Genomic DNA, 26,504 nt, shown 5'->3' with positions numbered 1-26,504 from the left:
GACATTAGAGTTGCATATGAACCGACAGTGCACATCACTCCAGTGTTACTGCACCCGTTGTCCCAAAACCGTCGCATCGCAGTGGAAAACTGCAACGCAGCGGAGCCGCAATTCAATCAAGGAGCTTCCGTGGCTGTAGAGGAACACATCTCCCAGATCCGTAGCGGGTTGACTTACCAGCTTTCAGATCGGGATCCTGAGGAGACTCAGGAATGGATGGACTCGTTTGATTCTCTCGTAGAATCCCAGGGCACCGAGCGTGCTCAGTTCATTATCCGCTCGCTATTGCAGCGTGCAGGTGCAAAGTCCGTGGGTGTCCCCCATGTGACCACCACCGACTACGTGAACACTATTCCTGTGGACCAGGAACCAGACTTCCCAGGCGATGAAGCCATCGAACGCCGCTACCGCGCCTTCATGCGCTGGAACGCAGCCATCATGGTGCACCGCGCCCAGAACCCGGCCATCGGCGTTGGCGGCCACATCTCCACCTACGCTGGTGCAGCCACCCTCTACGAAGTGGGCTTCAACCACTTCTTCCGTGGCAAGAACCACCCAGGCGGCGGCGACCAGGTCTTCTTCCAGGGCCACGCCTCGCCGGGCATGTACGCCCGCGCCTTCCTCGAAGGCCGCTTGTCCGAAGAGGACATGGACGGCTTCCGCCAGGAGCACTCCAAGGAAGGCCACGCGCTTCCTTCCTACCCGCACCCGCGTTCGCTTCCCGACTTCTGGGAATTCCCGACCGTGTCGATGGGCATCGGCCCAGCTAACGCCATCTACCAGGCACAGCTGAACCGCTACCTGCAAAACCGCGGCATCAAGGACACCTCCGACCAGCAGGTCTGGGCCTTCCTTGGCGACGGCGAAATGGACGAGCCGGAGTCGCGCGGCTTCCTGCAGCTGGCTGCCAACGAAAAGCTGGACAACCTGAACTTCGTCATCAACTGCAACCTGCAGCGCCTGGACGGCCCGGTTCGCGGTAACGGCAAGATCATGCAGGAACTGGAAGCCTTCTTCCGCGGTGCTGGCTGGAACGTCATCAAGGTCACCTGGGGCCGCGAGTGGGATGCCCTGCTCGAAGCCGACAAGACCAATGCCCTGGTCGACATCATGAACCAGACCCCGGATGGCGACTACCAGACCTACAAGGCGGAGTCCGGCGCCTTCGTGCGCGAGCACTTCTTCGGCCAGCGTCCGGAAACCAAGGAATTGGTTGCCGACATGACCGACGACGAGATCTGGAACCTCAAGCGCGGTGGCCACGACTACCACAAGGTCTACGCCGCCTACAAGGCTGCCGTCGAGTTCAAGGGCAAGCCAACTGTCATCCTGGCCAAGACCGTCAAGGGCTACGGCCTGGGTTCGCACTTCGAGGCTCGCAACGCGACCCACCAGATGAAGAAGCTGACCATGGAAGACCTCAAGGGCTTCCGCGATCACCTGCGCATCCCGATCACCGACGAGCAGCTCGAAGCCGATCTGTACTCGCCACCGTACTTCCGCCCATCCGAGGATTCGCCGGAGTTCAAGTACATGATGGAACGCCGCGCGGCCCTGGGCGGCTCGGTGCCGACCCGCCGCAAGGAAACCTCGGTCAAGCTCCCGCTGCCAGGCGACAAGGCATACGCCATCGCCAAGCGCGGCTCGGGCAAGCAGCAGGCAGCCACCACCATGGCCTTCGTCCGCCTGCTCAAGGACCTGATGCGCGACAAGGAATTCGGCCACCGCATCGTGCCGATCGTTCCTGATGAGTCCCGCACCTTCGGCATGGACTCGTTCTTCCCGACCGCGAAGATCTACAACCCAGGTGGCCAGAACTACCTGTCCGTGGACCGCGACCTGGTCCTGGCCTACAAGGAATCCCCTCAGGGCCAGTTGATCCACCCGGGCATCAACGAGGCCGGCGCCGTCGCAGCATTCACCGCTGCCGGCACCAGCTACTCGACCCACGACGAACCGCTGATCCCGATCTACGTGTTCTACTCGATGTTCGGCTTCCAGCGCACCGGCGACCAGTTCTGGGCCGCCGGCGACCAGATGACCCGTGGCTTCATCATCGGCGCTACCGCCGGCCGCACCACCCTGACCGGTGAAGGCCTGCAGCACGCCGACGGCCACTCGCCAATCCTGGCTTCGACCAACCCGGCCGTGATCACCTACGATCCTGCCTACGGTTACGAAATCGGCCACATCATGCGCTCCGGCCTGGACCGCATGTACGGCGGAACCCACCAGGATCCAAACGTCATGTACTACCTGACCGTGTACAACGAGCCGATCAGCCAGCCAGCTGAGCCGGAAAACGTCGACGTCGAGGGCATCATCAAGGGCATCCACCTGCTCAAGGAAGCCACCACCGACGGCCCGCGCGCACAGCTGCTGGCCTCCGGCGTGGCCGTGCCATGGGCACTGGAAGCACAGGAAATCCTCGCCGAAGAGTGGGGCGTTTCCGCCGATGTCTGGTCGGTGACTTCGTGGAACGAACTGGCCCGCGACGGCCAGAACGCCGACGCCGAGGTGCTCATCGATCCTTCCAAGGCTCGCCGCACCCCGTACGTGACCAGCAAGCTGGAGTCCACCCCGGGCCCGGTCATCGCGACCACCGACTACATGCGCGCCGTGCCCGAGCAGATCCGCCCCTACGTGCCAGGTGAATTCCACACCCTGGGCGCGGACGGCTTCGGCTTCTCGGACACCCGTGCAGCGGCCCGCCGCTTCTTCAAGATCGATGCCCACTCGCTGGTGGTCCAGACCTTGCAGTCGCTGGTTGAGCGCGGCGAGATCCCTGCGGACACCGCAGTGAAAGCCCACGCCAAGTACGATCTGAACAACCCGAACGCCGGCAAGTCCGGCAACGCTGGCGGCGACGCCTAAGCACCCACGGGTCGGCACTTGTGCCAGATCGGCTCCTGCCCCGCAACGGATTTTCCGCTGCGGGGCAGGAGCTTTTTAATCACCCTTCTTGGCATGGGCATGGCGGAGGAAAAATCACTAAGCTTGAAAGCATGAGTCCCGAACTCGAAGCCGCCACGCCGAAAAACCGATCCAGCCAGCCACAGCCGCCGAGCCCGCAAACGCTCAAGCGGCTCCAAAGCCATATCGGGGTCCTGTCCACCACCGCCCTGAAGTATCTTGACCAGCAGCTGCCCTGGTACCGCTCGCTGGATCCGAACGAGCGCGCGGCCCTGGGCCTGATCGCCCAAAAGGGCATCTCCACTTTTGTCACCTGGTACGAGGATCCGTCCTCCACCCCATCATGGGTGGTCACCGACGTCTTTGGCGCAGCTCCCACCGAGTTGACCCGTTCGATCTCGCTGCAAAAGGCCTTGGGGCTGCTGCGCACCATCGTGGAGGTCGTCGAATCCCAGGTTCCGGATATCGCCACGGAGTCCGAACAGGCCGCCCTGCGCGAGGCGGTGCTGCGCTACTCACGCGAGGTGGCCTTTGCCGCCGCCGACGTGTACGCGCGTGCTGCCGAAACCCGTGGAGCTTGGGACTCCCGGCTGGAAGCCCACGTGGTGGATGCGGTGCTCCACGGCGAGCCCCATGACTCGCTGGCTTCGCGGATTGCCGCCATCGGCTGGAAGTCGCAAAAGGACATCCGCATCTTGGTGGGCACCACCCCGGCAGCCAATTCGGCCACCTTCGTCACGACCTTGCGCCGGGTCGCCACCCGCTATTCGCGCGATTCGCTGGTGGGGGTGCTCGGCGACCGCTCGGTGCTTATGCTCTCGGATACCAAATTCGACGACGTCGACCTCACCCGCTTCACCCGGTTCTTCGGCCCGGGCCCGGTGGTGTACTCGCCGCTGGCCGCCACCGTCAAGGACATGCACCATGCCGCGGTGGCCGCGGTCGCCGGCTACAGCGCGGCACGCGCCTGGCCGCAGGCGCCCAATCCGGTCAGCACCGATGATCTGTGGCCCGAACGCGCCTGCAATGGCGATCAGCTGGCACGCACGGCGCTGATCGAACAGGTGTATCAGCCGCTGCAGCAAGCCTCGAACGGGCTGCTTGAAACCCTCTCCAGCTATCTGGCGCTGGGGCATTCGCTGGAAGGCACCGCGCGCGAGCTCTTTGTCCATGCCAATACCGTGCGTTATCGGCTCAAGCGGGTCAGCGAGGTCAGCGGCTGGGACCCGCTGGTGCCGCGTGACGCTTTTGTGCTCCAGTCCGCATTGCTCTACGGCCGGCTCCACGAGTTCAACTTGTAGGCTTCACCCAAAGAATGGGCATGGCGCACAACACCATTTTGCTCGCTCATAGCGCATTACATGGGAATTCCGGTTGGGCATGGGATACTGTTTTGTAGAGTTCCTACAAATAGCCACCTTGAGCTTGGTACCGAAATGAAGCGCGAAAAGCTCCTAGAATTTGGAAAGCTGTAAGAGTGTTAGCAATCGTTTGCCCCGGACAGGGCTCCCAGACCCCAGGTTTCCTCGCCGAATGGCTCGAAGTTGAGGGTGTTGCCGATCATCTGGCAGCCCTGAGCGCCATTACCGAGCGCGACCTCACCGCCCACGGAACCGTCTCCGACGAAGAGACCATCAAGGACACCGCCGTCGCGCAGCCGCTGATTGTCGCCGCAGGCCTGGTGACCGCCCGTGCGCTGTTCGGCGATCACTTGCCAGCAGGCAGCATCGTTGCCGGCCACTCGGTCGGCGAAATCACCGCTTCGGCACTGGCTGGCGCCTTGGCTGAATCCGATGCAATGAACTTCGTCAAGGTCCGCGCCAATGCCATGGCCGAAGCGGCCGCAGCCACCCCGACCGGCATGGCCGCCGTGCTCGGTGGCGATCCTGAAGAGGTCCTCTCGGCCTTGGACGGCTTCGGGCTCACCCCGGCCAACGCCAATGGCGGCGGGCAGATCGTTGCCGCGGGAACCACCGAACAGCTGGCCGAACTGGTCGAGAATCCACCGGCCAAGGCCCGTGTGATCCCCTTGAAGGTTGCCGGCGCGTTCCACACCTCGCATATGCAGCCAGCGGTGGGCACCTTGAAGGAATTGGCCGATACCCTCACGCCCGCTGACCCGAGCGTGCGCCTGCTCTCGAACTTCGATGGCCAGCCGGTCGCTGACGGCCAGGCCAACCTCGACTCCCTGGTAGCCCAGGTCTCCCGCCCGGTGCGCTGGGATCTGTGCATGGAGACCCTGGCCGAAGCCGGCGTCACCGGAGTCTTGGAACTGGCACCAGCTGGCACCCTGGTGGGCTTGGCCCGCCGCGGGCTGAAGGGCGTGAAGACCCTCGCGGTCAAGTCGCCTGCCGACCTTGAAGCTGCCCAGGCCTTCATCGCCGAGCACACTGCCAGCTAACCGGCTGAACTCAAAGATTTGCGCGCCGAACCAGTCATGATGCCACCGGCGGGCTCATCTCTGGCCTAAGCTTTAAACCGACGAAACTGCGGTGCGTGATTCATGCACCATCGTTTCAGCACATCGGCTCGCGACGGGAACCTGTCCGCAGGGATCTGTTTCAGCCACAAAGAACACCGGAGTCCTCCGGCAACTGAAGAAAAGGAGCCATCCATGGCTAGCAACGAAGAAATCCTGGCGGGCCTCGCCGAAATCGTCAACTCCGAGACCGGCCTGGACGAAGCAGACGTGCAGCTGGACAAGTCCTTCACCGAGGACCTGGACATCGACTCGATCTCGATGATGACCATCGTCGTAGAGGCAGAAGAGAAGTTCGACGTAAAGATTCCGGACGAGGAAGTCAAGAACCTGAAGACCGTAGGCGACGCTGTCAGCTTCATCGCTTCGGTTCAGGCCTAAGCTTTCGGCGTTAATCGCCACACCGTTGCGCGGGCAAGCCGTGCGCATCGGCCGGTACGTCAAGCCGGCCCCCTAAATTTCTTAATCGCACAGTAGAGAGTTTGATGATGGCGCGCAAAGTAGTGATCACCGGTCTCGGAGCCACCACCCCAATCGGCGGGGACGTCCCCACCCTCTGGGCCAACGCTTTGAAGGGCGTCTCCGGCGCCGCAACCCTGGATGATGCCTGGGTGAAGGAATACGACCTTCCGGTCACCTTCGCTGCGCGCGCTTCCGTTCAGCCAACCGAGGTTCTCACCCGCCCGGAAACCAAGCGCATGGATCCTTCCACGCAGTTCGCTGTCGTTGCCTCGCGCGAAGCATGGGCCGACTCAGGCCTGAGCAAGGAAGACATCGACCAGAACAAGCTTGCCGTGGCCTTCGCTACCGGCATCGGCGGTGTCTGGACCCTGCTGAACGCCTGGGACACCCTGCGCGAAAAGGGCCCCCGCCGCGTTTTGCCAATGACTGTCCCGATGCTGATGCCCAACGGCCCAGCAGCTGCGGTGTCCCTGGACCTGGGTGCCGCCGGTGGCGCCCACACCCCGGTCTCCGCTTGCGCTTCGGGCACCGAGGCCATGCACGTTGGCCTGGAACTGATCCGCTCGGGCAAGGCCGATGTCGTGATGGTTGGTGGCGCTGAAGCAGCCATCCACCCCATGCCAATGGCTGCTTTCTCCTCGATGCATGCGCTCTCGCGCCGCAATGACGATCCTGCCAAGGCCTCCCGCCCGTACGACATCGATCGTGATGGCTTCGTGATGGGTGAAGGCGCTGGCGCCTTGGTGCTGGAAGCCGAAGAGCACGCATTGGCTCGTGGCGCCCGCATCTACGCCGAGCTGGCCGGATCGTCGGTCACCTCTGATGCACACCACATCACCGCTCCGGATCCAGATGGCTCGGGTGCTACCCGCGCGCTGAAGGCCGCCATGTTCGACGGCCGCATCCAGCCAGAGGACGTTGTACACGTCAACGCGCACGCAACCTCCACCCCGGTGGGCGACGCTCCGGAATACACCGCCTTGAAGAACGCCCTGGGCGATCAGCTGGACAATGTCTGGGTCTCGGCGACCAAGTCGCAGATGGGCCACCTGCTTGGCGCCTCCGGTGCCGTTGAATCGGTCCTGTGCGCGCTGGCTGTCTACCACCGCACCACCCCTGTGACGATCAACTTGGATAACCAGGATCCAGCGATCCCGCTGAAGGTAGTCACCGGCCAGCCGGAAGCACTTCCAGCCGAGGGCACCATCGTGGCACTGAACAACTCATTCGGTTTCGGTGGCCACAACGCAGTTGTCGCTATCCGCAGCGTCTAGCAATATCCCGGTTGCGTGCAACCGAATAGCCGATGGGCTGGTCCAAGGGATTCCTTGGACCAGCCCATCCTGCTTTAATTCTCTGGCTTCTTCGGCAAATCGTTGTCTGATAGCACCTGTGCTTGTTACGCTCAAGATCCGCCCACCTGGCGTGGGAATTTGTTACTTCGATCAGCTCAGGAGCCATCCTCGTGCGCACACTCATCGCAACCGCATTTGTCTCGCTCGACGGAGTCGTTGAAGCTCCGGGCGGCGAACCCGAATACCGCAATTCCGGCTGGACCATGAATAGTGTCGAGTTCGATCCAGCCGCATACGAGCTGAAAGGCACCGAACAGGCTGAAGCTTCAGCCATGTTGCTGGGCAGGATCAGCTACCAGGCCTTCTCCCCCATCTGGCCATCGATGACCGAGGAATTTCCGCACTATAACGCCATGCCGAAATACGTGCTTTCCACAACGCTGGCCGAGAAGGACCTCGTAGACAACTGGGGCGAGACAACCATCCTGCGTTCGATCTCCGACGTCGCACGCCTCCGCGCGGGCGAGGGTGGACCCATCAGCATCCATGGTTCGGCAACCTTGGTTCGTTCCCTCCAAGAGCACCAGCTTATTGACCGGTACAACCTCCTGGTTTTCCCGGTCCTGCTCGGTGCAGGCAAGCGCTTGTTCAGCCAGGAAAGCATGGACGCGCAAACGCTCAAGCTCGTGGATTCACAAACATATTCGAATGGTATCCAGAAGAATGTTTTCGACGTCGTCCGGTGACCTCATCGCGGGATGTATTCCTTCGTGATCAGTTCCAGATAATGTCCCGATGGGTCTAGCAAATAGACTCCCCTGCCACCGTGCTCATGATTGATTGCTCCGGGGTGCTGGCGTTGCGGGTCGGCCCAATGCTCGTGCTCCGCTGCGCAAATTTTTTGGTAAGCGCGGTCAAAATGCGCTTCGTTGAGCAGGAACGCATAGTGCTGAGGCGGAAAATCAATCGGTGGCGTCGCAAACTGCAGCAACACCCCACCGTCAAGGCTGATGTTGCAGAATGGCCCCCAACTGGGGGCGGGCTTCGCTTCGAGCAAGTCAGTGTAAAACTCTGCCATGCGCTGTGGATCCGTTGAAGCGATAATTGTGTGGTTGAATTGCGCGGTCATCTGTCCCTTTCAAAATATGTCCGAAAATTCTGTAGCTTGAATCTTCCGGTGAAAGGGTGGTCCGCGGATCAGGGAACGACCAGATAGCCGTTCCGGGAGTGGCTGCCTAGAGCCTGACTGGTCTTCATCGCCAATGAGTCTAGCATCCTGGGCGCGCGCCTGACTATGTCTTCAGGGTAAAACCAAGAAGTGGGATCCCAATATGGAATCCCACTTCTTGTGGTAACAACCCCGCACCACCGGGGTCTAACTGAGTGCAGTTGTAAACTCACCCAGAGACATTAAAACCAGTTGCTAAACTACCTGGTTGAGCCATCGTACAGGTGCTTCATCTCCTGAGTGTCTAAAAGGCTCGAGCTCCTCGTCCCAGGCTTCGCCCAGTGCGATGGACATTTCTTGATAGAAAATTGACGGGTTTCCATCGCCCTTTTCATAGGCCCAGCGGATTCTTTCCTCGCCGACCATGATGTTGCCAGCAACATCAACGGTCGCGTGGAAGATCCCCAAGTCTGGAGTTACGGACCAACGGCTGCCGTCGGCGCCGGGGCTTGGATCCTCTGTGATTTCGAAACGCAGATGCTGCCATCCATGCATTTCACTGGTGAGCAGTGCGCCAGTTCCCTGCGGGCCAACCCACTCAATTTCGGCGCGACAAAATCCGGGTGCGACGTGCTGTTCGGTCCAGTCCATCTTGACTGGAGTTCCGAGCACGGACCCAATTGCCCATTCCAGGTGCGGGCATAGTGCAGCAGGGGCGGAATGTACAAATATCACGCCTCTGGTCATCGGTGCAGACATGCCATCCTCCGTTGCGGTGTTGATCGTCTTCCCCTACGTCAACATCGAACTGGTGCTATCGCCGCCGATAGTTCTATTTTGCCCGATGAACAGCACTTTTCGCCACCCAGGCGGGCTAAATTCACAGATTGGACGAAAATCATCAGGCCCGAGGGTGTGCTTGGCGGTAACTTTGCCGCAATCGATCCACAGAAACATGCGTATAGAGCTGGGTAGTGGCAAGCGATGCGTGCCCGAGGAACTCTTGCACCGCACGCAGGTCAGCGCCTCCATCGAGCAAATGGGTGGCGACTGTATGGCGTAAGGCGTGTGGCCCGCTGGCGGAGGTGTCGCCAAGTGAGCGCAGGGCGCTGGCAATGACTTCACGCGCCTGTCGAACATTCAGCCTGGAACCGCGAACTCCGACCAGCAAGGCGTCCCCCGCCTGCTCTGCGGCCACGACACGTCGGTAGGAGCGTATCCATTCAATAATCACCCGCTCGGCAGGTTTGCCGAAGGGCACCATCCGCTCCTTGTTGCCTTTGCCAAGGACTCTCAACGTCCTTCGCTCAAAATCGATATCCGCGATATCCAAGGCAACCAGCTCACTGATGCGCAGTCCCGAAGCGTAGAGCAATTCTGCAATGACCCTGTCTCGACACTGGATCGCCCTGGCTTTGGGATCCTGGTCAGTTCCATCGCCTTTCTGCCTGGCTGCCTCGTTTTCTTCTGTAGGACCAGCATGTTCCGACAGGAGCCTGTCGATCTGGCTGGGCTGAAGTATGTGCGGCAGCCGCCGCTCTTTTTTCGGTGCTGCCAATCGCAAGGCCGGATCATTCTCAACCAGGTGGTTCTTCAATGCCCAAGCGAAGAAGTTTTTCACCGCGGAGATGCGGCGGGCCAATGTTGTCCGAGAAACTGCGGACTCATGCAGGTATGCGAGCCAGTCTCGAAGCATTTCGACAGAAATCTGCTTCAGTGCCGGATCACCGGCGTGTTCGTTGAGGAACTGTCCGAGATTTCGGAGATCTACGTCGTAGGCGCGCAGGGTATTTTCGCTGCGGCCGCGTTCGCGCTGCAGGTACTCCAAATAGTCGGCCACGGGTTCGGAGAATTTTGCCGACGGGCCGGTGGAGCGCTTCGAGGCAGGATCGTGCTTCATCACCACCGAGCTTACCCGAAGGCAGCTAGTTGCCCTGGTAGACCAGTTTCCACGATAGGCCATCGGTGCTGGCCAGCCCGAGTGCCTCCAGGCGGGCTACCGCCTGCAGCGTTTGAATCATCGGCACACCACTGCGCGCTGAAATTTCATCAACCAGCAGCGACCTGGAAAACGACATGACGTCGTAGACCATGCCTTCATCGCGGCCCAGCTGATCTGTTGGTCTCTGGGGCACCTGATCCACGCGTGAAGCCTGGGTGCTGCGGTCGGCGCCGACGAGCGCGAGGGCATCTTGCGGTGAAGCAAGCAGCGCGGCGCTTCCCTCGGCGATCAGCCGGTGGCAGCCGGCGGAATTCGGAGCGAACACGCTTCCGGGGACGGCTGCGACATCGCGGCCTAGCTCAACCGCATGGCTGGCTGTATTCAGTGCTCCAGAGCGGTGTCGTGCCTCCGCGACGATAACCAGCCTGCTCAAGGCGGCAATGATCCGGTTGCGGTTCAAGAATCGAAAACGAGCTGATGTGGTCCCCGGCGGGACTTCCGACAGCAGGACGCCCCGCGCGACAATTTGGTTGAGCAAGTTGCTATTGCCTGATGGATAGAGCCGATCGATACCGCCGGCCATCACGGTAATGGTCGGCGGGTTCGGGTAGGCCCAGTCTTCAACTGTCAGCGCTGCCCGGTGGGCGCTGGCATCGATGCCGTAGGCTCCCCCGGAGACGATGGTGTACCCATGCGTGGCAAGGGTCCTGCCAAGGTCGAAGGTCACCTGGTCGCCATAGTCACTGGCATCTCGAGAGCCGACGATCGCTACATTCTTCGCTACCTGCGCTCCGGCAAGGAGCTGGGGATCGCTGGCCCGCCACCATAGGCACAGGGGCCGTCCCAGATTGAGGTCGTCAAGCTGAGTTGGCCACATTGGGTCCGTTGGGATCAGCAGTCCTCCATTATGCCGGGCCGCGGTATCCAGTGCGGCCACGGGGTTGCTCAGCGGCAGCCTCTTGCGCCAACGGGTCAGTGCGGCTTTCAGGTCCTGCGCCATATTCGAGGTGGTCTTCACCCCGAGGATGTCGTCGACCTGGGACTTGAGCCCCCATGGCACGAAGTCTGCTCTTCGAATCAGTGCAATCAGTTCCTGGGGGCTCATGAGTTCCAGCAGGGCAGTCGCGGTGTAGTCGTTTGGCTCAATCAGCTGGTTCAAGTGCGCATATGTCAGCCGTTCCTGATTCGTGCGATCGTCCACTGGAACAGGATGTGAATTGATGGACATTCGATGGCCTAACTATTCTCAAGACTTTGGCGCAGATGCGCTGCAACGGCCAAGTCGTCTTCGGTGGGAGCTGCGTGCTGTTGTTGGTCGGCGACTGTCCAGGCCACCCGCAGCAGACGGTGGATTCCTCGGGCCGAAAGCCCGCGGCGAGCAGCAAGTTGTTCCAAAGCGGCCTTGGTTTTTGCCGGGTATCTCAGCTCATGGCGCAGTATTTGCGTTGGAATTTGGGCGTTGCAGCTAATGGCGAAGGGGCGAAGCCGCTCCTGGCTGCGCTCCCTTGTTGTGCGGACTCGTTCTCGAACTATGGCGCTGGATTCATTCTGCGTGGTACTCAACAGCTGCGATTGGTGTACCGGATTCACTCGAACTTGCAGGTCAACGCGATCCAGAATGGGTCCAGAGAGCCTGGCGAAGTAGCGCCGGCGGGCCATGGGCGTGCACGTGCAGCCGGTTCCCGTCCCGAAGTTCCTCCCGCAAGGGCAGGGATTGGATGCGAGGACGAGTTGGAATCGGGCGGGCAATCGATGATGGCCACGGGCCCGGGCCAGGTTGATATAGCCTTCCTCGATGGGTTGGCGAAGCGCGTCAAGAACGCCGGTATTAAACTGGGCGGCTTCGTCCAAAAACAGGATCCCGTGATGGGCCCGCGTTATCGCTCCGGGAATCAGCTGCGCAGTTCCACCGCCAATCAGCGCGGACAGCGAAGACGTGTGGTGTGGTGCGACGAAGGGCGGGGTTCGCTGCAGCTGGTTGACCTCGTTCATTGCACCGCTGGTAATGGAATGCACTGCCGTGGCTTCCAGGGCTTGGCTGTCATCCAGCGGGGGAATGATCGTGGGCAGGCATTTGGCCAGCATGGTTTTCCCGGCGCCCGCCGGACCAACCATGATCAGGTGGTGTCCCCCGGCAGCCGCGAGTTCCAGCGCCAGGCGCGCTTCCTGCTGGCCGTTGACCAGCTGCAGGTCTGCCTCGTCATGGCTGGCGCTGGCCAAAATGGACTGGGCCCGGGCTGCGGCAGGGGCCGGGTGGTGCAAACGCATAGTGATCAGTTCCTTCCGCGCGCCACAGAATTCCAGCACCTGCCCCAGGTGGCGGGCGGACTTCACCTCGATTCCCTCAACCAGCCGTGCCTCATTGCCATTGGCTTCAGCCACAATGACACGATCTAATCCATGTTCCTTGGCCAGTTGCACTGCGGGCAGGACACCGGAAACTGCACGCAACGTGCCATCCAGGCCAAGCTCGGCCAGGTACAGCGTGGAGGGGCTGGTGGGCAACTGGTGATCGGCAGCTAGCGCGGCGACAAGAATTGCCAAATCAAAGCCGGAACCGTATTTGGGAAGGGTCGCCGGGGACAGATTAACCGTCAGTTTGCGGTTGGCCAGCGGAATGCCGGTGTTCCGCGCCGCCGCCTTGATACGTTCCCGTGCCTCATTCAGCGAGGCATCGGGCAGGCCCAGAATGGTGAAGCCGGGGATGCCGTTTCCGAGATCGGCTTCTACTTCTACCAGCGAGGCGCTGACCCCATGCAGCGCAACCGCGCTGGTGCGCGCGGTGCTCATGAGCGCACGTCTTGGTGCAACTGGCATTCGAACCCGCCAGCGGTGGGATAGACCTCAACGACGTCCACGCGCAACTGGGGCATGAACATCCGGTGCGCCTGCGCCCAGAAGATCAGCAGCTTCTGCAGCCGATGGTACTTGGCGGCATTGATCGCATCGAAGCCGGTGCCAAAACGCTGGGAGCTGCGGGTCTTGACTTCGATGGCGACCACCTGGCCGTTGCCGGCCCGCGCCACCAAGTCAAGTTCCCCTGCCTGGCAACGCCAATTGCAATCGAGCACTTCATAGCTGTTTTCACTAAGAAAGCGGGCCGCGGCCAGCTCGCCGGCCGCTCCGAGGCGTTGACTTGCGGTACGCATGTGGCTCTCCTTGTTATGCAATCTGTTCGATACTTCAATCCTCTGAGCGATGATCGAGAGCAGCCGGGATCCAATCGCCGTCTGTGGATAACTGCAATTAGCAATATCGGGAAAAATTCCTGAAATCTCCTCGTTAAAACCTCAAGAAATGCTGCTCAAAAGTTGTTGGATCCGGCAAGCAAATGCGTGGTGCCAGACAGTTATTTCTGGGTGGATTCCCGTAGACGGGATTTCGCCCAGCGGCCAATGGGCGAGGTTATTGCCTTGGTGGGCGTTGCACTCGAATTATGGGTGAATTGCAAAGATCTAATAACGTTTGCATAACATCTGGTTTGTAGCGTAATTCCGGGGCAGAATAGGTCGCGGAAGGGGGTTCAGACCTCGAAATACAAAGAGTTGGCCCCGCCCAGAGGCGCATTTTTGCTAGGGTGGGCAATCGGTGGCGACGCGTCCGACACGATCACCGATAACACTCGAACCAGGACCTGCGCGGTCCGGAATGCTTTTCCTCGGACGGCGCGAATTGCAGATGGAACAATTCCTGCATGCTGGTCCATTACCAGCCAATGCCTTCGGGCAGATGGGCAGTGGAGACAATGACCACCAATATCGCATTGAAGGTTGAAGGGCTGTACAAGGTCTTCGGTCGCAAGCCGAAAGACGCGGTCAAGCAACTTGAATCCGGGACACCGCGTGAGAAGCTGCCCTCGGGCAATACAGCGGCAGTCATCGACGCGTCCTTTGAAGTCAAGACCGGGGAGATTTTCGTTGTCATGGGCCTGTCAGGTTCCGGAAAATCCACCCTGATCCGGACGCTCAACGGCCTGTGGGAAGCCAGTGCCGGCACCGTGAGCCTCGGCGAAGACGTAATCACCGGGATGCAGCCGGCCAAGCTGCGCGCAGTGCGCCGCAAGCGCGTTTCGATGGTGTTCCAGCATTTCGCCTTGCTTCCGCACCGCAGCGTGCTCGAAAACGTCGCCTACCCGCTGGAGCAGCAGGGCCTGGGACGCGCCGAACGACTGGCCACCGCCGCCAAAACACTGAAGCTGGTGGGATTGGACGGCTGGGGCGAGAAGATGCCAAGCGAGCTCTCCGGCGGCATGCAGCAGCGTGTAGGCATCGCCCGCGCGCTATCGGCCGACACCGAGATCTTGCTCATGGACGAAGCTTTCTCCGCGCTGGACCCGCTGATCCGCCGCGAAATGCAAGAACAACTCGTGGAGCTCCAAGCCACCTTGGGCAAGACGATCGTGTTCATCACGCACGACCTGAATGAGGCCATGTTCCTCGGCGACCGCATCGCGGTGATGCGCGATGGGCGCATCGTGCAGATCGGCACTCCTGAGGAGATCCTCACCGATCCAGCCAACGACTACGTCGAGCAGTTCGTGCAGGACGTAGACCGCGCCCGCGTGCTCACCGCCGCCTCGGTCATGGTTCCTGGCCGCTCGGTGATCCAGGAAAACGCCGGCCCGCGCGCCGCCCTGCGGCAGATGCGCGACGCCGTTGCCTCGGCGGCCATCGTTACGGGCCGGGATCGCAAGGTTCTCGGCATGATCACCGACCGCGATGCGCTCAAGCTGGTGCGCCGCGGCGAAAGCTCGCTGAACTCGAAGATCTCCGCGCTGTCCACGGTGGATGCAGATACGGCGCTGATCGACTTGTTCGTCCCGTCCGTGGAATCTCCCCTGCCCGTCACCGTCACCGATGCCGAGAACCGCCTGCTAGGAGTCATCCCGCGGGTGACCCTGCTGGCGGCACTTGCTTCTACCACCCCGCAGACCGAGGAAATCAGCGTGCTCGACAGCCCGCTGCCCAGCGACATCGTTGACGCGGTGCTGCAGATTGAACCGGAGAAGAACTAATGGACAACTTCCGCATCCCGATCGGCGACGTCTCCGAAGATGCCATCGACTGGATCATTGCCAATCTCGACGGCTTCTTCTCGGTGCTGCGCACGATCTTCATTGAAATGTACGACGGGCTCTACCTGGTGCTCTCTACCCCGAGTTTCGCTGTGGTAACCATCTTGATCGGCCTGATCGCGCTGCTGGCCCGCGGCTGGCAATTCATGCTCGGCGCAGTGATGGGCCTATTGGTCATCGTTGGCGTGGACCAGTGGGAAAATGCGATGAGCACCCTGGCGCTGGTCATCGTCGCCGCCTTCTGGGCCTTGCTGATCGCGCTTCCGCTGGGCATCTGGGCCGCGAAATCCGACGGCTTCTCGCAGGTTGTCCGCCCGGTGCTGGACTTCTTGCAGACCATGCCGGCCTTCGTCTACCTGATCCCTGCGCTGATGCTCTTCCGCGTCGGCGTGGCACCGGGCATCGTGGCCACTATCATCTTCGCGCTGGCCCCTGGCGTACGCTTCACCGAGCTGGGCATCCGCTCGGTGGATAGCGAAGTAGTTGAGGCCGGGCAGGCTTTCGGCTCCTCACCGGGACGTATCCTGCGGCAAATCCAGCTTCCGCTGGCACTGCCCACCATAATGGCCGGCGTTAACCAGGTCATCATGCTTTCGCTGTCCATGGTCGTGATCGCCGGCATGGTCGGCGCCGGCGGCCTGGGTGGCGATGTGATCAGCTCGCTCTCCCGCCTGGACACCGCGCTGGGCGTGGAAGCCGGGCTGGCCGTGGTCATCCTGGCGATGATCCTGGATCGGTTGACCAACGCCTTCGGACGGCAATCTGGATTGTTCGCGCTGTTCGCCAAGAAGCGCAAGGCCGCTCGCACCGCACGGGAGCAGCAGCTGGCCGCCTGAGGGCAACGCGCAACGAGCATGGGCGGGAGCTCGACTTCCGCCACCGGCTTCGGATCCCCGGGGTCGGACGGCGACTGGAAAGACCAGCGCCGTGGAAAGGGATAGATCATGAATCGCACCATTATGAAGTTTGGCGCACTGGCCGCCACTGCGGCATTGGGACTTACCGCGTGCTCCAGCGGCGATGCCGGAAGCGAAGGCGACGCACAAGCGTCGAAGGAAGTAACCATCGCGGTCTTCAACGGCTGGGATGAGGGCATTGCCACCAGTGAACTGTGGAAGGCCGTACTGGAGGACAAAGGCTACGACGTCAACCTGGAATACTCCGACGTCGCCCCGCTGTTCTCCGGACTGGCCTCGGGCGATTACGACCTGACCACCGACGTGTGGCTGCCGGTCACCCACAAGGACTACCTGGACAAGTTCGGGAGCGATATCGAGGACCTGGGCGCCTGGAATGACGAATCCAAGCTGACCGTTGCGGTCAACAAGGACGCCCCGATCGATTCCCTGGAAGATCTGGCCGCCAACGCCGACAAGTTCAACAACAAAATCGTGGGCATCGAGGCAGGCGCTGGCCTAACTCGCACCATGGAGGAGTCGGTGATCCCTGATTACGGCTTGGAGGACATGGACTTCGTCACCAGCTCCACTTCGGCCATGCTCACCGAGCTGAAGACCGCCACCGATGCCGGCGAGAACATCGTGGTGACCTTGTGGGAACCACACTGGGCCTACTCCTCGTTCCCGGTGAAGAACCTGGAAGACCCAAAGGGAGCTTTGGGCAGCACCGAGAGCATCCACAACTACTCCCGTGCCGGCTTCGCCGAGGATTTCCCTGAGGTTGCCGATTGGATGGGCGGCTTCAAGTTGAGCCTGGACGAGCTATACACCCTTGAGAAGCTCTTGTTCGTAGACAACGACACCGATGACTACGAGCCGCTGGTGCGCCAGTGGATGGAAGAGCACGCCGACATCGTCGAGCGCATGACCGCTTCCTAGGAAGTCTGGGCTGCAGCCCTTAAATGCGAAGGCCGGCGCCGGGCCCCTCATGTGGACTGGCGCCGGCCTTCGCTTAGTTAGACGCTGATTCGTTCAGGAGTCCAGCCCCTCCTTGGGGATCTGCAGCTCGTCGCGATTCAGTTCCTCGACGTTGACGTCCTTGAACGTCAGCACCTTCACGGACTTCACAAAACGCCCTTGCCGGTAGATGTCCCACACCCACGCGTCGGTGAGACTCAGCTCGAAGTAGACTTCGCCGGCGTTGCTCAGTGTTTTGACGTCTACCTGGTTGGCCAGGTAGAACCGCCGTTCGGTCTCGACCACGTAATTGAAAAGCCCCACCACGGTTTTGTACTCGCGGTACAGCTGCAGTTCCATGTCGGACTCGTAGTTTTCCAGATCGTCGCCAGCCATCACTTTGCTTTCTTTGTTGTCGCTTCACCATGGGCCGAGTCGGCCTGCGAAGTCAAGTTCCAGCTTTTGCGGTGGTAATCGCAGGGGCCCTGTGCACTGATTGCCGCACGATGCGCGGCAGTTGCGTAGCCCTTGTTGATTTCCCAGCCGAAGTCGGGGTGGGACACGGCCAGATCGGTCATGATGCCATCGCGTTCCACCTTGGCCAGGATAGAGGCCCCAGCAATCGCTTGGCAGGTCATATCGCCCTTGATGATGGTGGCCAGCGGCAGGTGCAGGCCCACCGGTTCGCGCTCGTCGGCGAGCACATCAAAAAGGTCCGGTTCCGGGGCGGTCAGCCAGTCGTAGCTTCCGTCCAGCAGGATGGCTTGGGGTGCGACGGCGCATTGTTCCACGGCGCGGGTTCCGGCCAGGCGCAAGGCGGCGGTGACGCCCAGGGCATCGATCTCCTGGGCGGAGGCATGGCCGACGCCGTGGCCCACGGCCCAGTCACGCACCTTGGGCACCAGCTCTTCGCGCGTTTCCGGGCGCAAGAGCTTCGAGTCGCGCAGTTCCGGGAATTCGCGCACGCTCTCGATGTCGATCACGGTAATGCCCACGGTAATTGGCCCGGCCAAAGCGCCGCGGCCTACCTCGTCGACCGCGCCAATAAAGCGCACGCCGTGGCGCGCCGCCAGCGCGCGTTCGTGGTCGAGGGTGGTGGGCTGGTTCTTGGTGGCTGTCATGATCGCTGGCAGGCTAGTTGCTGGCCGGGGCCGGGACGTTGGCGAAGACTTCATCGTGGGAGTCGATGGTGCCCCAGCGCGAGGTTGGCCACGAAATGATGGAGGCCCGGCCCTGTACGGAGTCCATGTCCACAAATCCGCCTTCGATATCGGTGTGGAAGCGCGAGTCGGCGCTGGCTGCACGATGATCGCCCATGACCCAGATCTTGCCTTCTGGCACGGTGACCGAGAATTCCATATCCGATGGCTGGTTCCCGGTGTAGATGTAGGGTTCGTCGATCGCTTCGCCATTGATCATGAGCTTGCCGACGGCCGCATCGTATTCGACAGTGTCTCCTGGCATGCCGATGATGCGCTTGACCAGGTACTGCTCGTCGGCGGCAGGAAGGATTCCCACGAAGGAGAGCACGTTTTCAAACGCCGTGGGCGACTGCGCCAATGGCGGCAGCCAGCCCAGGTCGTCACGGAAAACCACCACATCGCCGCGGTTCAGTTCAAAGGGGCCGGGGACCATCAGGTTCGCGAAGATGCGGTCGTTGACTTCCAAGGTGTGCTCCATGGAGCCCGAAGGAATGTAATAAGCGCGGAAGAAGAAGGTCTTGATCACGAAGGAGAGCGCCAAGGCTATAACCACGATGATGGCGATTTCACGGATGAAGCGCCATATCTTGTATAGCGGTCCCTTGTCCTGGGGATTTTCAGCTGGTGCGGCGCTCACAGTTCGATTAGTACCTTCCAATATCGCGTAACACACCCCATCTTACGTGCCAGCCGGTGGCGAATCGTTCATTATCGGCTTCGCCTGAACGGTGTGGGACGCAACAACGGCCAGCCCTTTGCGGGCTGGCCGTTGCGAAATAGTGTTCTGCTCCCGCGCGGTCGGGTCATTGGAGAGGAAACCAGCTACGAGTTGGCGGGCGAGCCTATACCGCCGCTGGACTTGAAATCCACGGGGATATCGCCGACTGGCTGATCAGCTTCGATCAGCTTGGTGATCGCTTCGATCTGGCTCTTGTCCACCGAGAGCGTAATGCCGCCGGTTTCAGGATTCAACGAATAGGCGTGGATCGAATTGCGGATCGGGTTCTCCTGCTTGCCCTGCCACGTCATGATCTTTTCGATGGCCTGGCGCAGTTCCTGGCTGCTGTGCTTCACGATATGCCCGACGGCACCGGCTTCTTCGATCGCAGCAAGCTGGCCTTCATCAGTTGTCGACACGTGCAGCTTGCCGTTCTTGATCCAGCCCTGGACATAGTTTTCGCCGAGGTCTGCGGAAAGCTTGTCGTTGATCTTCAGCAGCGCGTTTTGGTCCACGGAATTCTCGCTTTGGTTCTCGGAGGGCGCGGTGGGAGCAGAGGTCGCGGAGCCCGATGACTCTTTGGTTCCTGGGTCCGTTCCTTGCCCGCAACCGGTCAGCAGCAAACTCGCCATGAGGGCCGTAGAGGCCAGCGCCAATGGAGTGCGGGATGTTCTGGAGTTGAAATTCATAATTGCACCTCGGTTTTTGCGTACCCATAGCCTTCTTGACTTCGAGGCTATAGGCCTTTTCGTAAAACAGTCAGTGAGCCACATGTGCACTAACTAAAAAGTGTCCCGCTACCTGTGGTGAAGTAGCGGGACACTTTCAGAGGTTCCTAGAACCTATGGGTAATTCGTTCCTTAGCCGTGGCGGCGGTTGCCGCGGCGGAACAGGAGGAAGGTTGCACCGACCAGAGCCAAGGCGCCACCTGCAGCGATCAAAGGAGCGCTGCTCGAACCGGTGTCGGCCAGTGGATCGTCCTTCTTAGGAGTTTCCTTTGGCGTTGCCGACTTGGTTGGCTCGTTGGACTCGTCGTTCTGTGGAGCTTCCGAAGACTCTTCGGTCTCGGACTCGGAAGGCTCCTCAGAAGCGGTCTCAGTAGCAGTCTCGGTAGGCGATGCCGACTCCGAAGGCTCCTCAGTAGCACTCTCAGTTGGCGATGCCGACTCCGAAGGCTCCTCAGTAGCAGTCTCAGTTGGCGATGCCGACTCCGAAGGCTCCTCAGTAGCAGTCTCGGTAGGCGTTGCCGACTCCGAAGGCTCCTCAGTAGCAGTCTCGGTAGGCGATGCCGACTCCGAAGGCTCCTCAGTAGCAGTCTCGGTAGGCGTTGCCGACTCCGAAGGCTCCTCGGTAGGAGTTGGAGTCGGGGTTGGCGTAGGAGTCGGGGTCGGAGTTGGAACGGCTACAACAATGACGTTGCCGTTCGTGGTTGCCGACTTGTCGAAGCCCTTGTGCGCCTGCAAGGTGAACTCGTATGCGCCAGTCTGTTCTGGTGCAGAGAACGTGAAGTCTCCGTTGGAGTCAACCGTCACGGTGTCCACGACGTCGCCGTTGACGATTACGTCAACCTGGGTGCCTTCTGACGCGTCCTTGACGTTGCCGGAGATGTCGCTTCCAGCTTCCACCTCTGAACCGTTTTCAGTGGTGATGGCAGGAGCATTGATGAAGAGCTTGACTTGGTAGTCCTTGACTCCATCAATACGAGTCAGCGCGTCCTTCAGACCGGTGTACATGGCGATGTCATCTGCGGTATCTTCTGCGCCGTCTTCGCCAGGACCGTTGGCGGAGTTAATGCCGATGGCCTTGTTGCCGATCAATACGGCACCGCCCGAGTCACCCTGGTCCAGGACGTCCTGGCCCGGGTTATCTGCAGTGTATCCCCATACGTCGCGCAAGGTGCCGTCCATGCCCTGGACGAAGAAGATGCCCTCGCCGGTGATGGTCGAGCAGCTCCACCCGGTGGTTGCACCCGAAGAGCAGGCTTCAGCGCCAACAGCGCCGGCAGCTACATCGGTAACCTTGATAACCTGGTCGCGCTCGTCGCCACCTGCTGGCCACTGCGAAACTGCTGCGTGAAGGTTCAGCGCAGGGTTGATCGATTCAACCACCGAAATGTCGGTGCCAGGGTTCTCGGTATCTACGTCTTCCCAGGTCGCGTCTACCGGGTAGCCCGAGTTGCCAGGGCCGCCGAACTGGGCGAAACCAAATGTGCCCAGTGCGTCGGTGTAGCCGAGGAAATCGTTCGGCGCGTTAGCTTCCAGAACATAGGTGTCGGTCATGGAACCGTCTTCGGTGCAGTGACCGGCGCTCAGGATGGCGTTCTTGCCGCTGGCATCCCAGGCGTTGAAGCCGATCGAGCAGCGTGAAGCGGGAGCTTGGCCGTTCTGGCCGATCGCGTAGCCCATGCCGCCATAGATGTCTTCATTGGCTCCGGGCTTGGCAGCACCGTTGCCGTCCTTTTCCGATGGGGCAAAGACGACGTCCGAGGCTGCCACATGCTCTGCGAACTGCTCCAAGGACAATTCGCCTTCAGCGACTACCTTCTTGGTGATCTCGCGCTTCTGTCCCTCGATCGAGCCAGGGCCCGAGGCGATGATCTTGACGACCTTCTGCCCCTTGACCGTGGTTTCCACGATCGCGGTCAGGCGGCTCAACTCGGTGCTGTCAACATTGTCGACGAGTTCCTTGTAGACGCCCTCAGCGGTAGACAGGTTGTTCTTGTTGATTTCCAGGGAAACAGAAGCCTTGGAGGCTTCGACGATTGCCTTGGCCTTGGCAGCGTCCTTCTTGCTGACCTCGATCTCAACCTTGCCGCCCTCGACAGACGAACGGGCTTCGATACCTTCGTCTTCAAGATTCTTGTCTAATGCGGCAGCGGTCTCGCTGGACTTCGAGTCTTCCAGGTACTCGTCAACCGACTTGTCCAGGTCGCGCTCGATGGCCTCCGGCAGTCCGGTGGTATCCACCGAGTTTTCCGTGGCGGACGAACTTGCGCTGTTGGCCTCGCTTGAGGAGGCCGACGGAGAAGGCGAACCCTTCGTCTCCTGCGCGGCAACGGCCGGCATGAAGCTGCTGCCAACTACCAAAGCGGTAGCGGCTGCAGCAACGAGGCCACGTTGCGCAGTCTTGTTATTTGGATTTGGCATTAATGCTTCTCCCACATTTATGGTGCGAGTGCCCTCGCGGCCCTTACCTCTGGGCGCGCATCTAGGCACAGGTGTTGTTACCAAAATGAAACACTAGCCGCTTGACACTATGGTTTTCAAGTGTCGAATCAAACGAAAATACAAACCTCGCCAGCCAAATCACCTAGTCAATAGGCGTGGTCGAACTTCGACCAGATCACATTCCAACGGAAGGGCCCATTGGTTTAATATTGGAATTATCTTTCTACGCCCTAGTCAGAGTCGCCAATTCTGTGAATACGCGCAAAAGTTGCATACGAAACTCACAGAATCAGCTTGGTGCCAACGACCGACATGAATATTTGCATAATTAAAAAACAACTGTGCCGGATGGGGAGTTCTCCCCATCCGGCACAGTTAATCAAAGGTACATATCCAGCAAATCAATTGATGGCTGCCTTCTGGCTCAGCGGCCAGGCAATGCTCGTTGCCTTGCCGGTGACGCGATCGACGCTGATCATTCCCCCGCCACTGGCCCCGAGCAATGAGCGCGAGTCCTTGGACGTGGAGCGGTGATCGCCCATTACCCACAAGCGTCCTTCGGGGACCTTCACCGAGAATTCCTGGTCGCTCGGTGCGTTGCCGGCAAAGATATAGGGCTCGCTGATGGGCTGGCCATTAACGGTGATCCGGCAGTTGGACCCCTTGCATTCGACGGTGTCTCCCCCAATGCCGATGACGCGTTTGACGTACTTGCTGCCGGCTCCTGCCAGGCTGAAGGCGCCGAGCAGATCGTCGGCGAAACCGGCCCTGGCGTAGGGCAAGAAGGAACCGCGCCCGTCGAAGACGATCACGTCCCCGCGCTGCGGCGGCGCGTCCCGGTAGGCGCGGCGGTCAACGGCGATGCTCTGGCCCGGATTCAGGGTCGGCTGCATGGAGTTGGAGTCGATATGATAGAGGTCGATCACCGTCGCGCGGAAGATGATGGTGCTCAAAAGGCCAAGAATGATGGCGAGTACAGCGAAGCGCCAGACCCATGAAAAGGCCCGGCGCTTCACCATTGCTCGCTCGCTGCGGGCAATCTGGTTCATTGAAGAACGCAGATTACTTCTTTGTGTTGAAGTCACGCTTCTCGCGGATGCGAGCAGCCTTGCCGTGACGATCGCGCATGTAGTACAGCTTTGCACGACGAACGTCGCCCTTGGTCACAACCTCGATCTTTTCGATGATTGGGGAGTGAACCGGGAAGGTACGCTCAACACCGGTGCCGAAGGAAACCTTGCGGACGGTGAAGGTTTCGCCAACGCCCTGGCCCTGGCGGCCCAAAACGTAGCCCTGGAAAACCTGGACGCGCGAGTTCTTGCCTTCGATGATGTTGACGTGCACCTTCAGGGTGTCGCCAGGACCGAAAGCTGGGATGTCTGAACGCAGCGAAGCTGCATCGACGGAGTCAAGAATATGCATGTTGCATCTCCTAGGATCAATGCCGCAGGTCACCGAATCCTCGTAGCGGGGCCCATCGCCGGCCTCAGGCCTGGCGAACTCCCCGGAACGTTTACCACCGACTGGCTCTAGCAGTCGATGCGGCGGTTCTTTTAGATCCGGTCTTCCCCCTGCGGCAGGAGCCAGACAAAAACACGCCAAGAAACAATTATGCCGTATCGCCGGGGTTCGCGCGAGTCCAGCCAAATTCCTGCTGCCGTGATGTTGGCCTCTTGCCCGGCTTTGGCCAGGCATCCTTCAGCTGCCGCCGCTCTCCCCGGTGCCTGCCCCAGTGGCCCAATCCAGTTCGGATTTCGGGGTGATGGCCCCGTCAACCACAGCAAATCCGTTGTGCCACAGGGCATCGCGGTCACGGCGATTCAAGCTTTGGACATCCATCTGGGTGATCAGGTCTGGCCGGCGGGCGGCCGTGCGCTTGATCTGCTCGTCGCGGCGGAACCGGGCCACTCGCTGGTGGTTTCCGCCAAGCAGGACCTCGGGAACTTCGCGGCCGCGCCATGCTGCGGGCTTGGTGTATACCGGGTATTCCAGCAGGAGATCCGAGTGGGATTCCTCCACCAGGGATTCCGGGTTGCCAATGACGCCGGGAATCAGCCGGGCGATGGCCTCGACCATCACCATAACCGCTACTTCTCCCCCATTGAGCACGTAGTCGCCGATGGAAACGGGAATGACGTTGAAGTTCTCGTGCGCGTAGTCGACAACGCGTTCGTCGATGCCTTCGTAGCGTCCGCAGGCGAAGACCAGATGCTCTTCTTCCGCGAGCTCATAGGCCATCTGCTGGTTGAACACCGCACCGGCCGGCGACGGGACGATCAGGGTCGGCTTGGGACCCTGGGCACCGGCAGGGCGCACGGAGTCCAAGGCCCGGCCCCACGGCTCGGGCATCATCACCATGCCGGCGCCGCCGCCGTACGGGGTGTCGTCCACCTTGCGGTGCTTCTCCTCGGTGAAGTCGCGCAGGTTGGTGACCTTCAAATCCAGGATGCCGTCTTCGGCGGCCCGGCCGATCAGCGAGAGCGAGAGCGGCTGCAGATACTCGGGGAAAATCGAGATGACATCTAGGCGCATGGTTTAGTGCTCTTCCTCGGTGGAGTCGTCGCTGTTCAGGGTCAGCAGTCCGGCAGGCGGGGTGATGACCACGATGCCAGCTTCCGGATCGACCTCCGGCACGAATTCGTCGACGAAAGGCAGGTACACCTCGTTGCCATCGGTGTCCTCGAAGACCAGCAGATCCTGTGCGGGGTTGGTGCGCAGTGCAGTGATGACGCCGACCTGCTCGCCCTCGAGCATGACCTTCAGGTCGAGCAGCTCGTGCTCGTACCATTCATCCGAATCGTCTTCGGGCTCGTCGGAAACCTCGATTTCAAGGCGGGCCCCGCGAAGGGTTTCGGCCTGGTTGCGGTCGTTGATCTCCTGGAAGGAAAGCAGCAGGATGGTCTTGTTCCAGCGGGCGTTCTTCACCGTGAGGCTCTTGACCGGACCGTCGATCACGATCAGCTCCTCGCCTGCGCTGAAGCGCTCCTCGGGGGTGTCGGTCTGGACCTGAACGGTAACTTCGCCACGGATACCGTGGGGCTTGCCGATGCGGGCAACCTGCAATCGCATAGTCTGCTGCTCTTTCTGCATTGTGTGGGGGTGAAACACGAAAGGAGTTTCCGTCACCAGTGGGACGGAAACTCCTTTCGAGATGAAGCCAACGAAGTGTTGGGCTGCAGTTGCTTAGCCGCGGCGACGGTCGGTGTCGATAACATCAACACGAACCGATTCCTTGGCCAGCGCTGCCATGACGATACGCAATGCTCGTGCGGTGCGTCCCTGGCGTCCGATCACGCGACCGAGATCCTCAGGGTTGACCCGAACTTCGAGCAGATCGCCGCGGCGGGTGGACTTCAAGGCAACCTTGACGTCTTCCGGCTCCTCGACGATTCCGCGCACCATATGATCCAGCGCATCAACGAGCACTGTTACTCAGCCTCGGTTGCTTCGGCCTCTGCCTCTTCAGCAGCTGGCTTCTCAGCCTTCTTGGTGATGGCCTCAGGGAGGATCACCGAACCCTTTTCAGGAGCAACGAATGCTGGCTTAGGCTCGGCAACCTTGTAGGTGCCTTCCTGGCCATCGATGCCCTTGAACTTCTGCCAGTCACCGGTGATCTTCAGCAGTGCGTGTACCTGCTCGGTTGGCTGAGCGCCAACGGACAGCCAGTACTGTGCACGGTCCGAATCGATCTCGATGATCGAAGGGTTCTCGGTTGGGTGGTACTTACCGATCTCCTCGATGGCACGGCCATCGCGCTTGGCGCGGGAGTCCATGACAACAACGCGGTAGAAAGGTGCGCGCATCTTACCGAAGCGCTTCAGACGAATTTTAACGGCCACTGTAGTGGTCACTCCTGTTTCTCAACATGGTCGAGCACGATTTTTAGCACCTGTGGGGCAGGCCTTACTTCTCGCGCTCTAAAAAGGACAGGATTCGAAGCGGAGAGAGGGGCCACAACAAATCGAGTACCCTGCAATTATGCCAGAGAGCTTAGTTGCTGGCCAACTCTTTTCTGCTGGCGAGTCGACCTGCGCCCATGAGCTTGATCACGTGGCGCGTGATGAGCTGGATCGTGCACGAGTCCGTGGTGAATCAATTCTACTTGCCGCCCCCGAGCGCCGGCTGCCCGGCACAAAGGGCTCCGGCGACTGGGTACCTAATGCCCTTGCCTCCCCACTTGGGTTCGCCGCAACACAGAGGCAGGAAATTTCGCGTAACCGTGTTTCTT

26 protein-coding genes are annotated in these 26,504 nt (G+C 60.6%); 9 read left to right on the top strand and 17 right to left on the bottom strand.

Translation table 11 applies throughout. The features are described 5' to 3' along the window. The first annotated feature begins 129 nt into the window (after nucleotides 1-129). The 6 genes from aceE (at nucleotide 130) to AOZ07_RS07925 (ending at nucleotide 7,895) form a co-directional block, all read left to right on the top strand. Nucleotides 130-2,874, top strand: a complete 2,745-nt coding sequence (gene aceE / locus AOZ07_RS07950; RefSeq protein ID WP_060703371.1) for a pyruvate dehydrogenase (acetyl-transferring), homodimeric type — start codon at nucleotides 130-132, stop codon at nucleotides 2,872-2,874. 131 nt (nucleotides 2,875-3,005) lie between these two features. Further along, entirely contained in the window at nucleotides 3,006-4,214 is a 1,209-nt protein-coding gene (locus AOZ07_RS07945; RefSeq protein WP_060701514.1) for a PucR family transcriptional regulator, read from the top strand. A gap of 176 nt (nucleotides 4,215-4,390) precedes the next feature. Then, nucleotides 4,391-5,314, top strand: a complete 924-nt coding sequence (locus AOZ07_RS07940; RefSeq protein ID WP_060701513.1) for an ACP S-malonyltransferase — start codon at nucleotides 4,391-4,393, stop codon at nucleotides 5,312-5,314. 213 nt (nucleotides 5,315-5,527) lie between these two features. Beyond that, the gene (locus AOZ07_RS07935) at nucleotides 5,528-5,773 is read left to right on the top strand and encodes an acyl carrier protein (protein WP_060701512.1); all 246 of its coding nucleotides are present in this window, start codon (nucleotides 5,528-5,530) and stop codon (nucleotides 5,771-5,773) included. 107 nt (nucleotides 5,774-5,880) lie between these two features. Further along, a complete protein-coding gene (locus tag AOZ07_RS07930) occupies nucleotides 5,881-7,128 on the top strand; it encodes a beta-ketoacyl-[acyl-carrier-protein] synthase family protein (protein WP_060701511.1) in 1,248 nt (415 codons plus the stop codon). Between the two features lie 191 nt (nucleotides 7,129-7,319). After that, a complete protein-coding gene (locus AOZ07_RS07925) occupies nucleotides 7,320-7,895 on the top strand; it encodes a dihydrofolate reductase family protein (protein WP_060701510.1) in 576 nt (191 codons plus the stop codon). A gap of 2 nt (nucleotides 7,896-7,897) precedes the next feature. Here AOZ07_RS07925 and AOZ07_RS07920 read toward each other — a convergent pair whose 3' ends face one another. From AOZ07_RS07920 to AOZ07_RS07895, 6 genes are all read right to left on the bottom strand, one after another. Continuing rightward, the gene (locus AOZ07_RS07920; RefSeq protein WP_060701509.1) at nucleotides 7,898-8,278 is read right to left on the bottom strand and encodes a VOC family protein; all 381 of its coding nucleotides are present in this window, start codon (nucleotides 8,276-8,278) and stop codon (nucleotides 7,898-7,900) included. Between the two features lie 294 nt (nucleotides 8,279-8,572). After that, nucleotides 8,573-9,076, bottom strand: coding sequence for a DUF3145 domain-containing protein (locus AOZ07_RS07915; protein ID WP_060701508.1), 504 nt, complete (start codon nucleotides 9,074-9,076; stop codon nucleotides 8,573-8,575). A gap of 142 nt (nucleotides 9,077-9,218) precedes the next feature. Continuing rightward, entirely contained in the window at nucleotides 9,219-10,217 is a 999-nt protein-coding gene (locus AOZ07_RS07910; RefSeq protein ID WP_335334230.1) for a tyrosine recombinase XerC, read from the bottom strand. Between the two features lie 25 nt (nucleotides 10,218-10,242). Further along, a complete protein-coding gene (gene dprA, locus AOZ07_RS07905; protein ID WP_194943839.1) occupies nucleotides 10,243-11,460 on the bottom strand; it encodes a DNA-processing protein DprA in 1,218 nt (405 codons plus the stop codon). A 35-nt stretch (nucleotides 11,461-11,495) separates the two neighbouring features. Next, complete coding sequence (locus AOZ07_RS07900; RefSeq protein ID WP_060701506.1) at nucleotides 11,496-13,049, bottom strand: YifB family Mg chelatase-like AAA ATPase; 1,554 nt, start codon at nucleotides 13,047-13,049, stop codon at nucleotides 11,496-11,498. Further along, nucleotides 13,046-13,408 (bottom strand): YraN family protein, encoded by a 363-nt coding sequence (locus tag AOZ07_RS07895; RefSeq protein WP_060701505.1) that lies wholly within the window; start codon nucleotides 13,406-13,408, stop codon nucleotides 13,046-13,048. The genes AOZ07_RS07900 and AOZ07_RS07895 overlap by 4 nt, the downstream gene beginning before the upstream one ends. A 596-nt stretch (nucleotides 13,409-14,004) precedes the next feature. Between AOZ07_RS07895 and AOZ07_RS07890 the strand changes: the two genes are divergently transcribed. The 3 genes from AOZ07_RS07890 to AOZ07_RS07880 all read left to right on the top strand — a co-directional run bounded on the left by AOZ07_RS07890 (nucleotide 14,005) and on the right by AOZ07_RS07880 (nucleotide 17,171). Further along, entirely contained in the window at nucleotides 14,005-15,273 is a 1,269-nt protein-coding gene (locus AOZ07_RS07890) for a quaternary amine ABC transporter ATP-binding protein (protein WP_060703370.1), read from the top strand. Further along, entirely contained in the window at nucleotides 15,273-16,169 is an 897-nt protein-coding gene (locus AOZ07_RS07885; RefSeq protein ID WP_060701504.1) for an ABC transporter permease, read from the top strand. Before AOZ07_RS07890 ends, AOZ07_RS07885 begins: the two co-directional genes overlap by 1 nt. Before the next feature lie 108 nt (nucleotides 16,170-16,277). After that, nucleotides 16,278-17,171 carry a glycine betaine ABC transporter substrate-binding protein gene (locus AOZ07_RS07880; RefSeq protein WP_060701503.1) on the top strand — a complete coding sequence of 298 codons (894 nt, stop codon included), beginning with the start codon at nucleotides 16,278-16,280 and terminating at the stop codon, nucleotides 17,169-17,171. 93 nt (nucleotides 17,172-17,264) lie between these two features. Here the strand turns inward: AOZ07_RS07880 and AOZ07_RS07875 are convergent, their stop codons facing one another. From AOZ07_RS07875 to rpsP, 11 genes are all read right to left on the bottom strand, one after another. Then, the gene (locus AOZ07_RS07875; RefSeq protein WP_060701502.1) at nucleotides 17,265-17,585 is read right to left on the bottom strand and encodes a DUF2469 domain-containing protein; all 321 of its coding nucleotides are present in this window, start codon (nucleotides 17,583-17,585) and stop codon (nucleotides 17,265-17,267) included. After that, the gene (locus AOZ07_RS07870) at nucleotides 17,585-18,310 is read right to left on the bottom strand and encodes a ribonuclease HII (protein WP_060701501.1); all 726 of its coding nucleotides are present in this window, start codon (nucleotides 18,308-18,310) and stop codon (nucleotides 17,585-17,587) included. Before AOZ07_RS07870 ends, AOZ07_RS07875 begins: the two co-directional genes overlap by 1 nt. 13 nt (nucleotides 18,311-18,323) lie before the next feature. Next, complete coding sequence (gene lepB / locus AOZ07_RS07865; protein ID WP_060701500.1) at nucleotides 18,324-19,028, bottom strand: signal peptidase I; 705 nt, start codon at nucleotides 19,026-19,028, stop codon at nucleotides 18,324-18,326. A 185-nt stretch (nucleotides 19,029-19,213) separates the two neighbouring features. Next, a complete protein-coding gene (locus AOZ07_RS07860) occupies nucleotides 19,214-19,798 on the bottom strand; it encodes a hypothetical protein (RefSeq protein WP_194943838.1) in 585 nt (194 codons plus the stop codon). A 171-nt stretch (nucleotides 19,799-19,969) separates the two neighbouring features. After that, complete coding sequence (locus tag AOZ07_RS18540) at nucleotides 19,970-22,255, bottom strand: LPXTG cell wall anchor domain-containing protein (RefSeq protein WP_060701498.1); 2,286 nt, start codon at nucleotides 22,253-22,255, stop codon at nucleotides 19,970-19,972. A 422-nt stretch (nucleotides 22,256-22,677) separates the two neighbouring features. Further along, a complete protein-coding gene (gene lepB / locus AOZ07_RS07850; protein WP_060701497.1) occupies nucleotides 22,678-23,325 on the bottom strand; it encodes a signal peptidase I in 648 nt (215 codons plus the stop codon). Between the two features lie 13 nt (nucleotides 23,326-23,338). Beyond that, on the bottom strand, nucleotides 23,339-23,698 hold the full coding sequence (gene rplS, locus AOZ07_RS07845; RefSeq protein WP_060701496.1) for a 50S ribosomal protein L19: 360 nt from the start codon (nucleotides 23,696-23,698) through the stop codon (nucleotides 23,339-23,341). A gap of 276 nt (nucleotides 23,699-23,974) precedes the next feature. Beyond that, nucleotides 23,975-24,808 (bottom strand): tRNA (guanosine(37)-N1)-methyltransferase TrmD, encoded by an 834-nt coding sequence (trmD, locus tag AOZ07_RS07840; RefSeq protein ID WP_060701495.1) that lies wholly within the window; start codon nucleotides 24,806-24,808, stop codon nucleotides 23,975-23,977. A gap of 3 nt (nucleotides 24,809-24,811) precedes the next feature. Next, nucleotides 24,812-25,345, bottom strand: coding sequence for a ribosome maturation factor RimM (gene rimM, locus AOZ07_RS07835; protein WP_060703369.1), 534 nt, complete (start codon nucleotides 25,343-25,345; stop codon nucleotides 24,812-24,814). A gap of 114 nt (nucleotides 25,346-25,459) precedes the next feature. Further along, a complete protein-coding gene (locus AOZ07_RS07830) occupies nucleotides 25,460-25,702 on the bottom strand; it encodes an RNA-binding protein (RefSeq protein WP_060701494.1) in 243 nt (80 codons plus the stop codon). Nucleotides 25,703-25,704: 2 nt separating this feature from the next. Continuing rightward, nucleotides 25,705-26,115: a 30S ribosomal protein S16 gene (rpsP, locus tag AOZ07_RS07825; RefSeq protein ID WP_060701493.1), complete on the bottom strand. Its 411-nt coding sequence runs from the start codon at nucleotides 26,113-26,115 to the stop codon at nucleotides 25,705-25,707. Nucleotides 26,116-26,504 lie beyond the last annotated feature (389 nt).

Source organism: Glutamicibacter halophytocola, from assembly GCF_001302565.1.
Taxonomy (GTDB): domain Bacteria; phylum Actinomycetota; class Actinomycetes; order Actinomycetales; family Micrococcaceae; genus Glutamicibacter; species Glutamicibacter halophytocola.
This window is presented reverse-complemented; position numbering and strand designations above follow the sequence as displayed.

What these genes read in the sequence shown, in the direction of transcription:
- AOZ07_RS07945 (WP_060701514.1), top strand. Translation starts at nt 3,006, where the DNA reads ATGAGTCCCGAACTCGAAGCCGCCACGCCGAAAAACCGATCCAGCCAG.
- AOZ07_RS07935 (WP_060701512.1), top strand. Translation starts at nt 5,528, where the DNA reads ATGGCTAGCAACGAAGAAATCCTGGCGGGCCTCGCCGAAATCGTCAAC.
- AOZ07_RS07930 (WP_060701511.1), top strand. Translation starts at nt 5,881, where the DNA reads ATGGCGCGCAAAGTAGTGATCACCGGTCTCGGAGCCACCACCCCAATC.
- AOZ07_RS07920 (WP_060701509.1), bottom strand. Translation starts at nt 8,278, where the DNA reads ATGACCGCGCAATTCAACCACACAATTATCGCTTCAACGGATCCACAG.
- AOZ07_RS07915 (WP_060701508.1), bottom strand. Translation starts at nt 9,076, where the DNA reads ATGTCTGCACCGATGACCAGAGGCGTGATATTTGTACATTCCGCCCCT.
- AOZ07_RS07910 (WP_335334230.1), bottom strand. Translation starts at nt 10,217, where the DNA reads ATGAAGCACGATCCTGCCTCGAAGCGCTCCACCGGCCCGTCGGCAAAA.
- AOZ07_RS07900 (WP_060701506.1), bottom strand. Translation starts at nt 13,049, where the DNA reads ATGAGCACCGCGCGCACCAGCGCGGTTGCGCTGCATGGGGTCAGCGCC.
- AOZ07_RS07895 (WP_060701505.1), bottom strand. Translation starts at nt 13,408, where the DNA reads ATGCGTACCGCAAGTCAACGCCTCGGAGCGGCCGGCGAGCTGGCCGCG.
- AOZ07_RS07890 (WP_060703370.1), top strand. Translation starts at nt 14,005, where the DNA reads ATGACCACCAATATCGCATTGAAGGTTGAAGGGCTGTACAAGGTCTTC.
- AOZ07_RS07885 (WP_060701504.1), top strand. Translation starts at nt 15,273, where the DNA reads ATGGACAACTTCCGCATCCCGATCGGCGACGTCTCCGAAGATGCCATC.
- AOZ07_RS07880 (WP_060701503.1), top strand. Translation starts at nt 16,278, where the DNA reads ATGAATCGCACCATTATGAAGTTTGGCGCACTGGCCGCCACTGCGGCA.
- AOZ07_RS07875 (WP_060701502.1), bottom strand. Translation starts at nt 17,585, where the DNA reads ATGGCTGGCGACGATCTGGAAAACTACGAGTCCGACATGGAACTGCAG.
- AOZ07_RS07870 (WP_060701501.1), bottom strand. Translation starts at nt 18,310, where the DNA reads ATGACAGCCACCAAGAACCAGCCCACCACCCTCGACCACGAACGCGCG.
- AOZ07_RS07860 (WP_194943838.1), bottom strand. Translation starts at nt 19,798, where the DNA reads ATGAATTTCAACTCCAGAACATCCCGCACTCCATTGGCGCTGGCCTCT.
- AOZ07_RS18540 (WP_060701498.1), bottom strand. Translation starts at nt 22,255, where the DNA reads ATGCCAAATCCAAATAACAAGACTGCGCAACGTGGCCTCGTTGCTGCA.
- lepB (WP_060701497.1), bottom strand. Translation starts at nt 23,325, where the DNA reads ATGAACCAGATTGCCCGCAGCGAGCGAGCAATGGTGAAGCGCCGGGCC.
- rplS (WP_060701496.1), bottom strand. Translation starts at nt 23,698, where the DNA reads ATGCATATTCTTGACTCCGTCGATGCAGCTTCGCTGCGTTCAGACATC.
- trmD (WP_060701495.1), bottom strand. Translation starts at nt 24,808, where the DNA reads ATGCGCCTAGATGTCATCTCGATTTTCCCCGAGTATCTGCAGCCGCTC.
- rimM (WP_060703369.1), bottom strand. Translation starts at nt 25,345, where the DNA reads ATGCGATTGCAGGTTGCCCGCATCGGCAAGCCCCACGGTATCCGTGGC.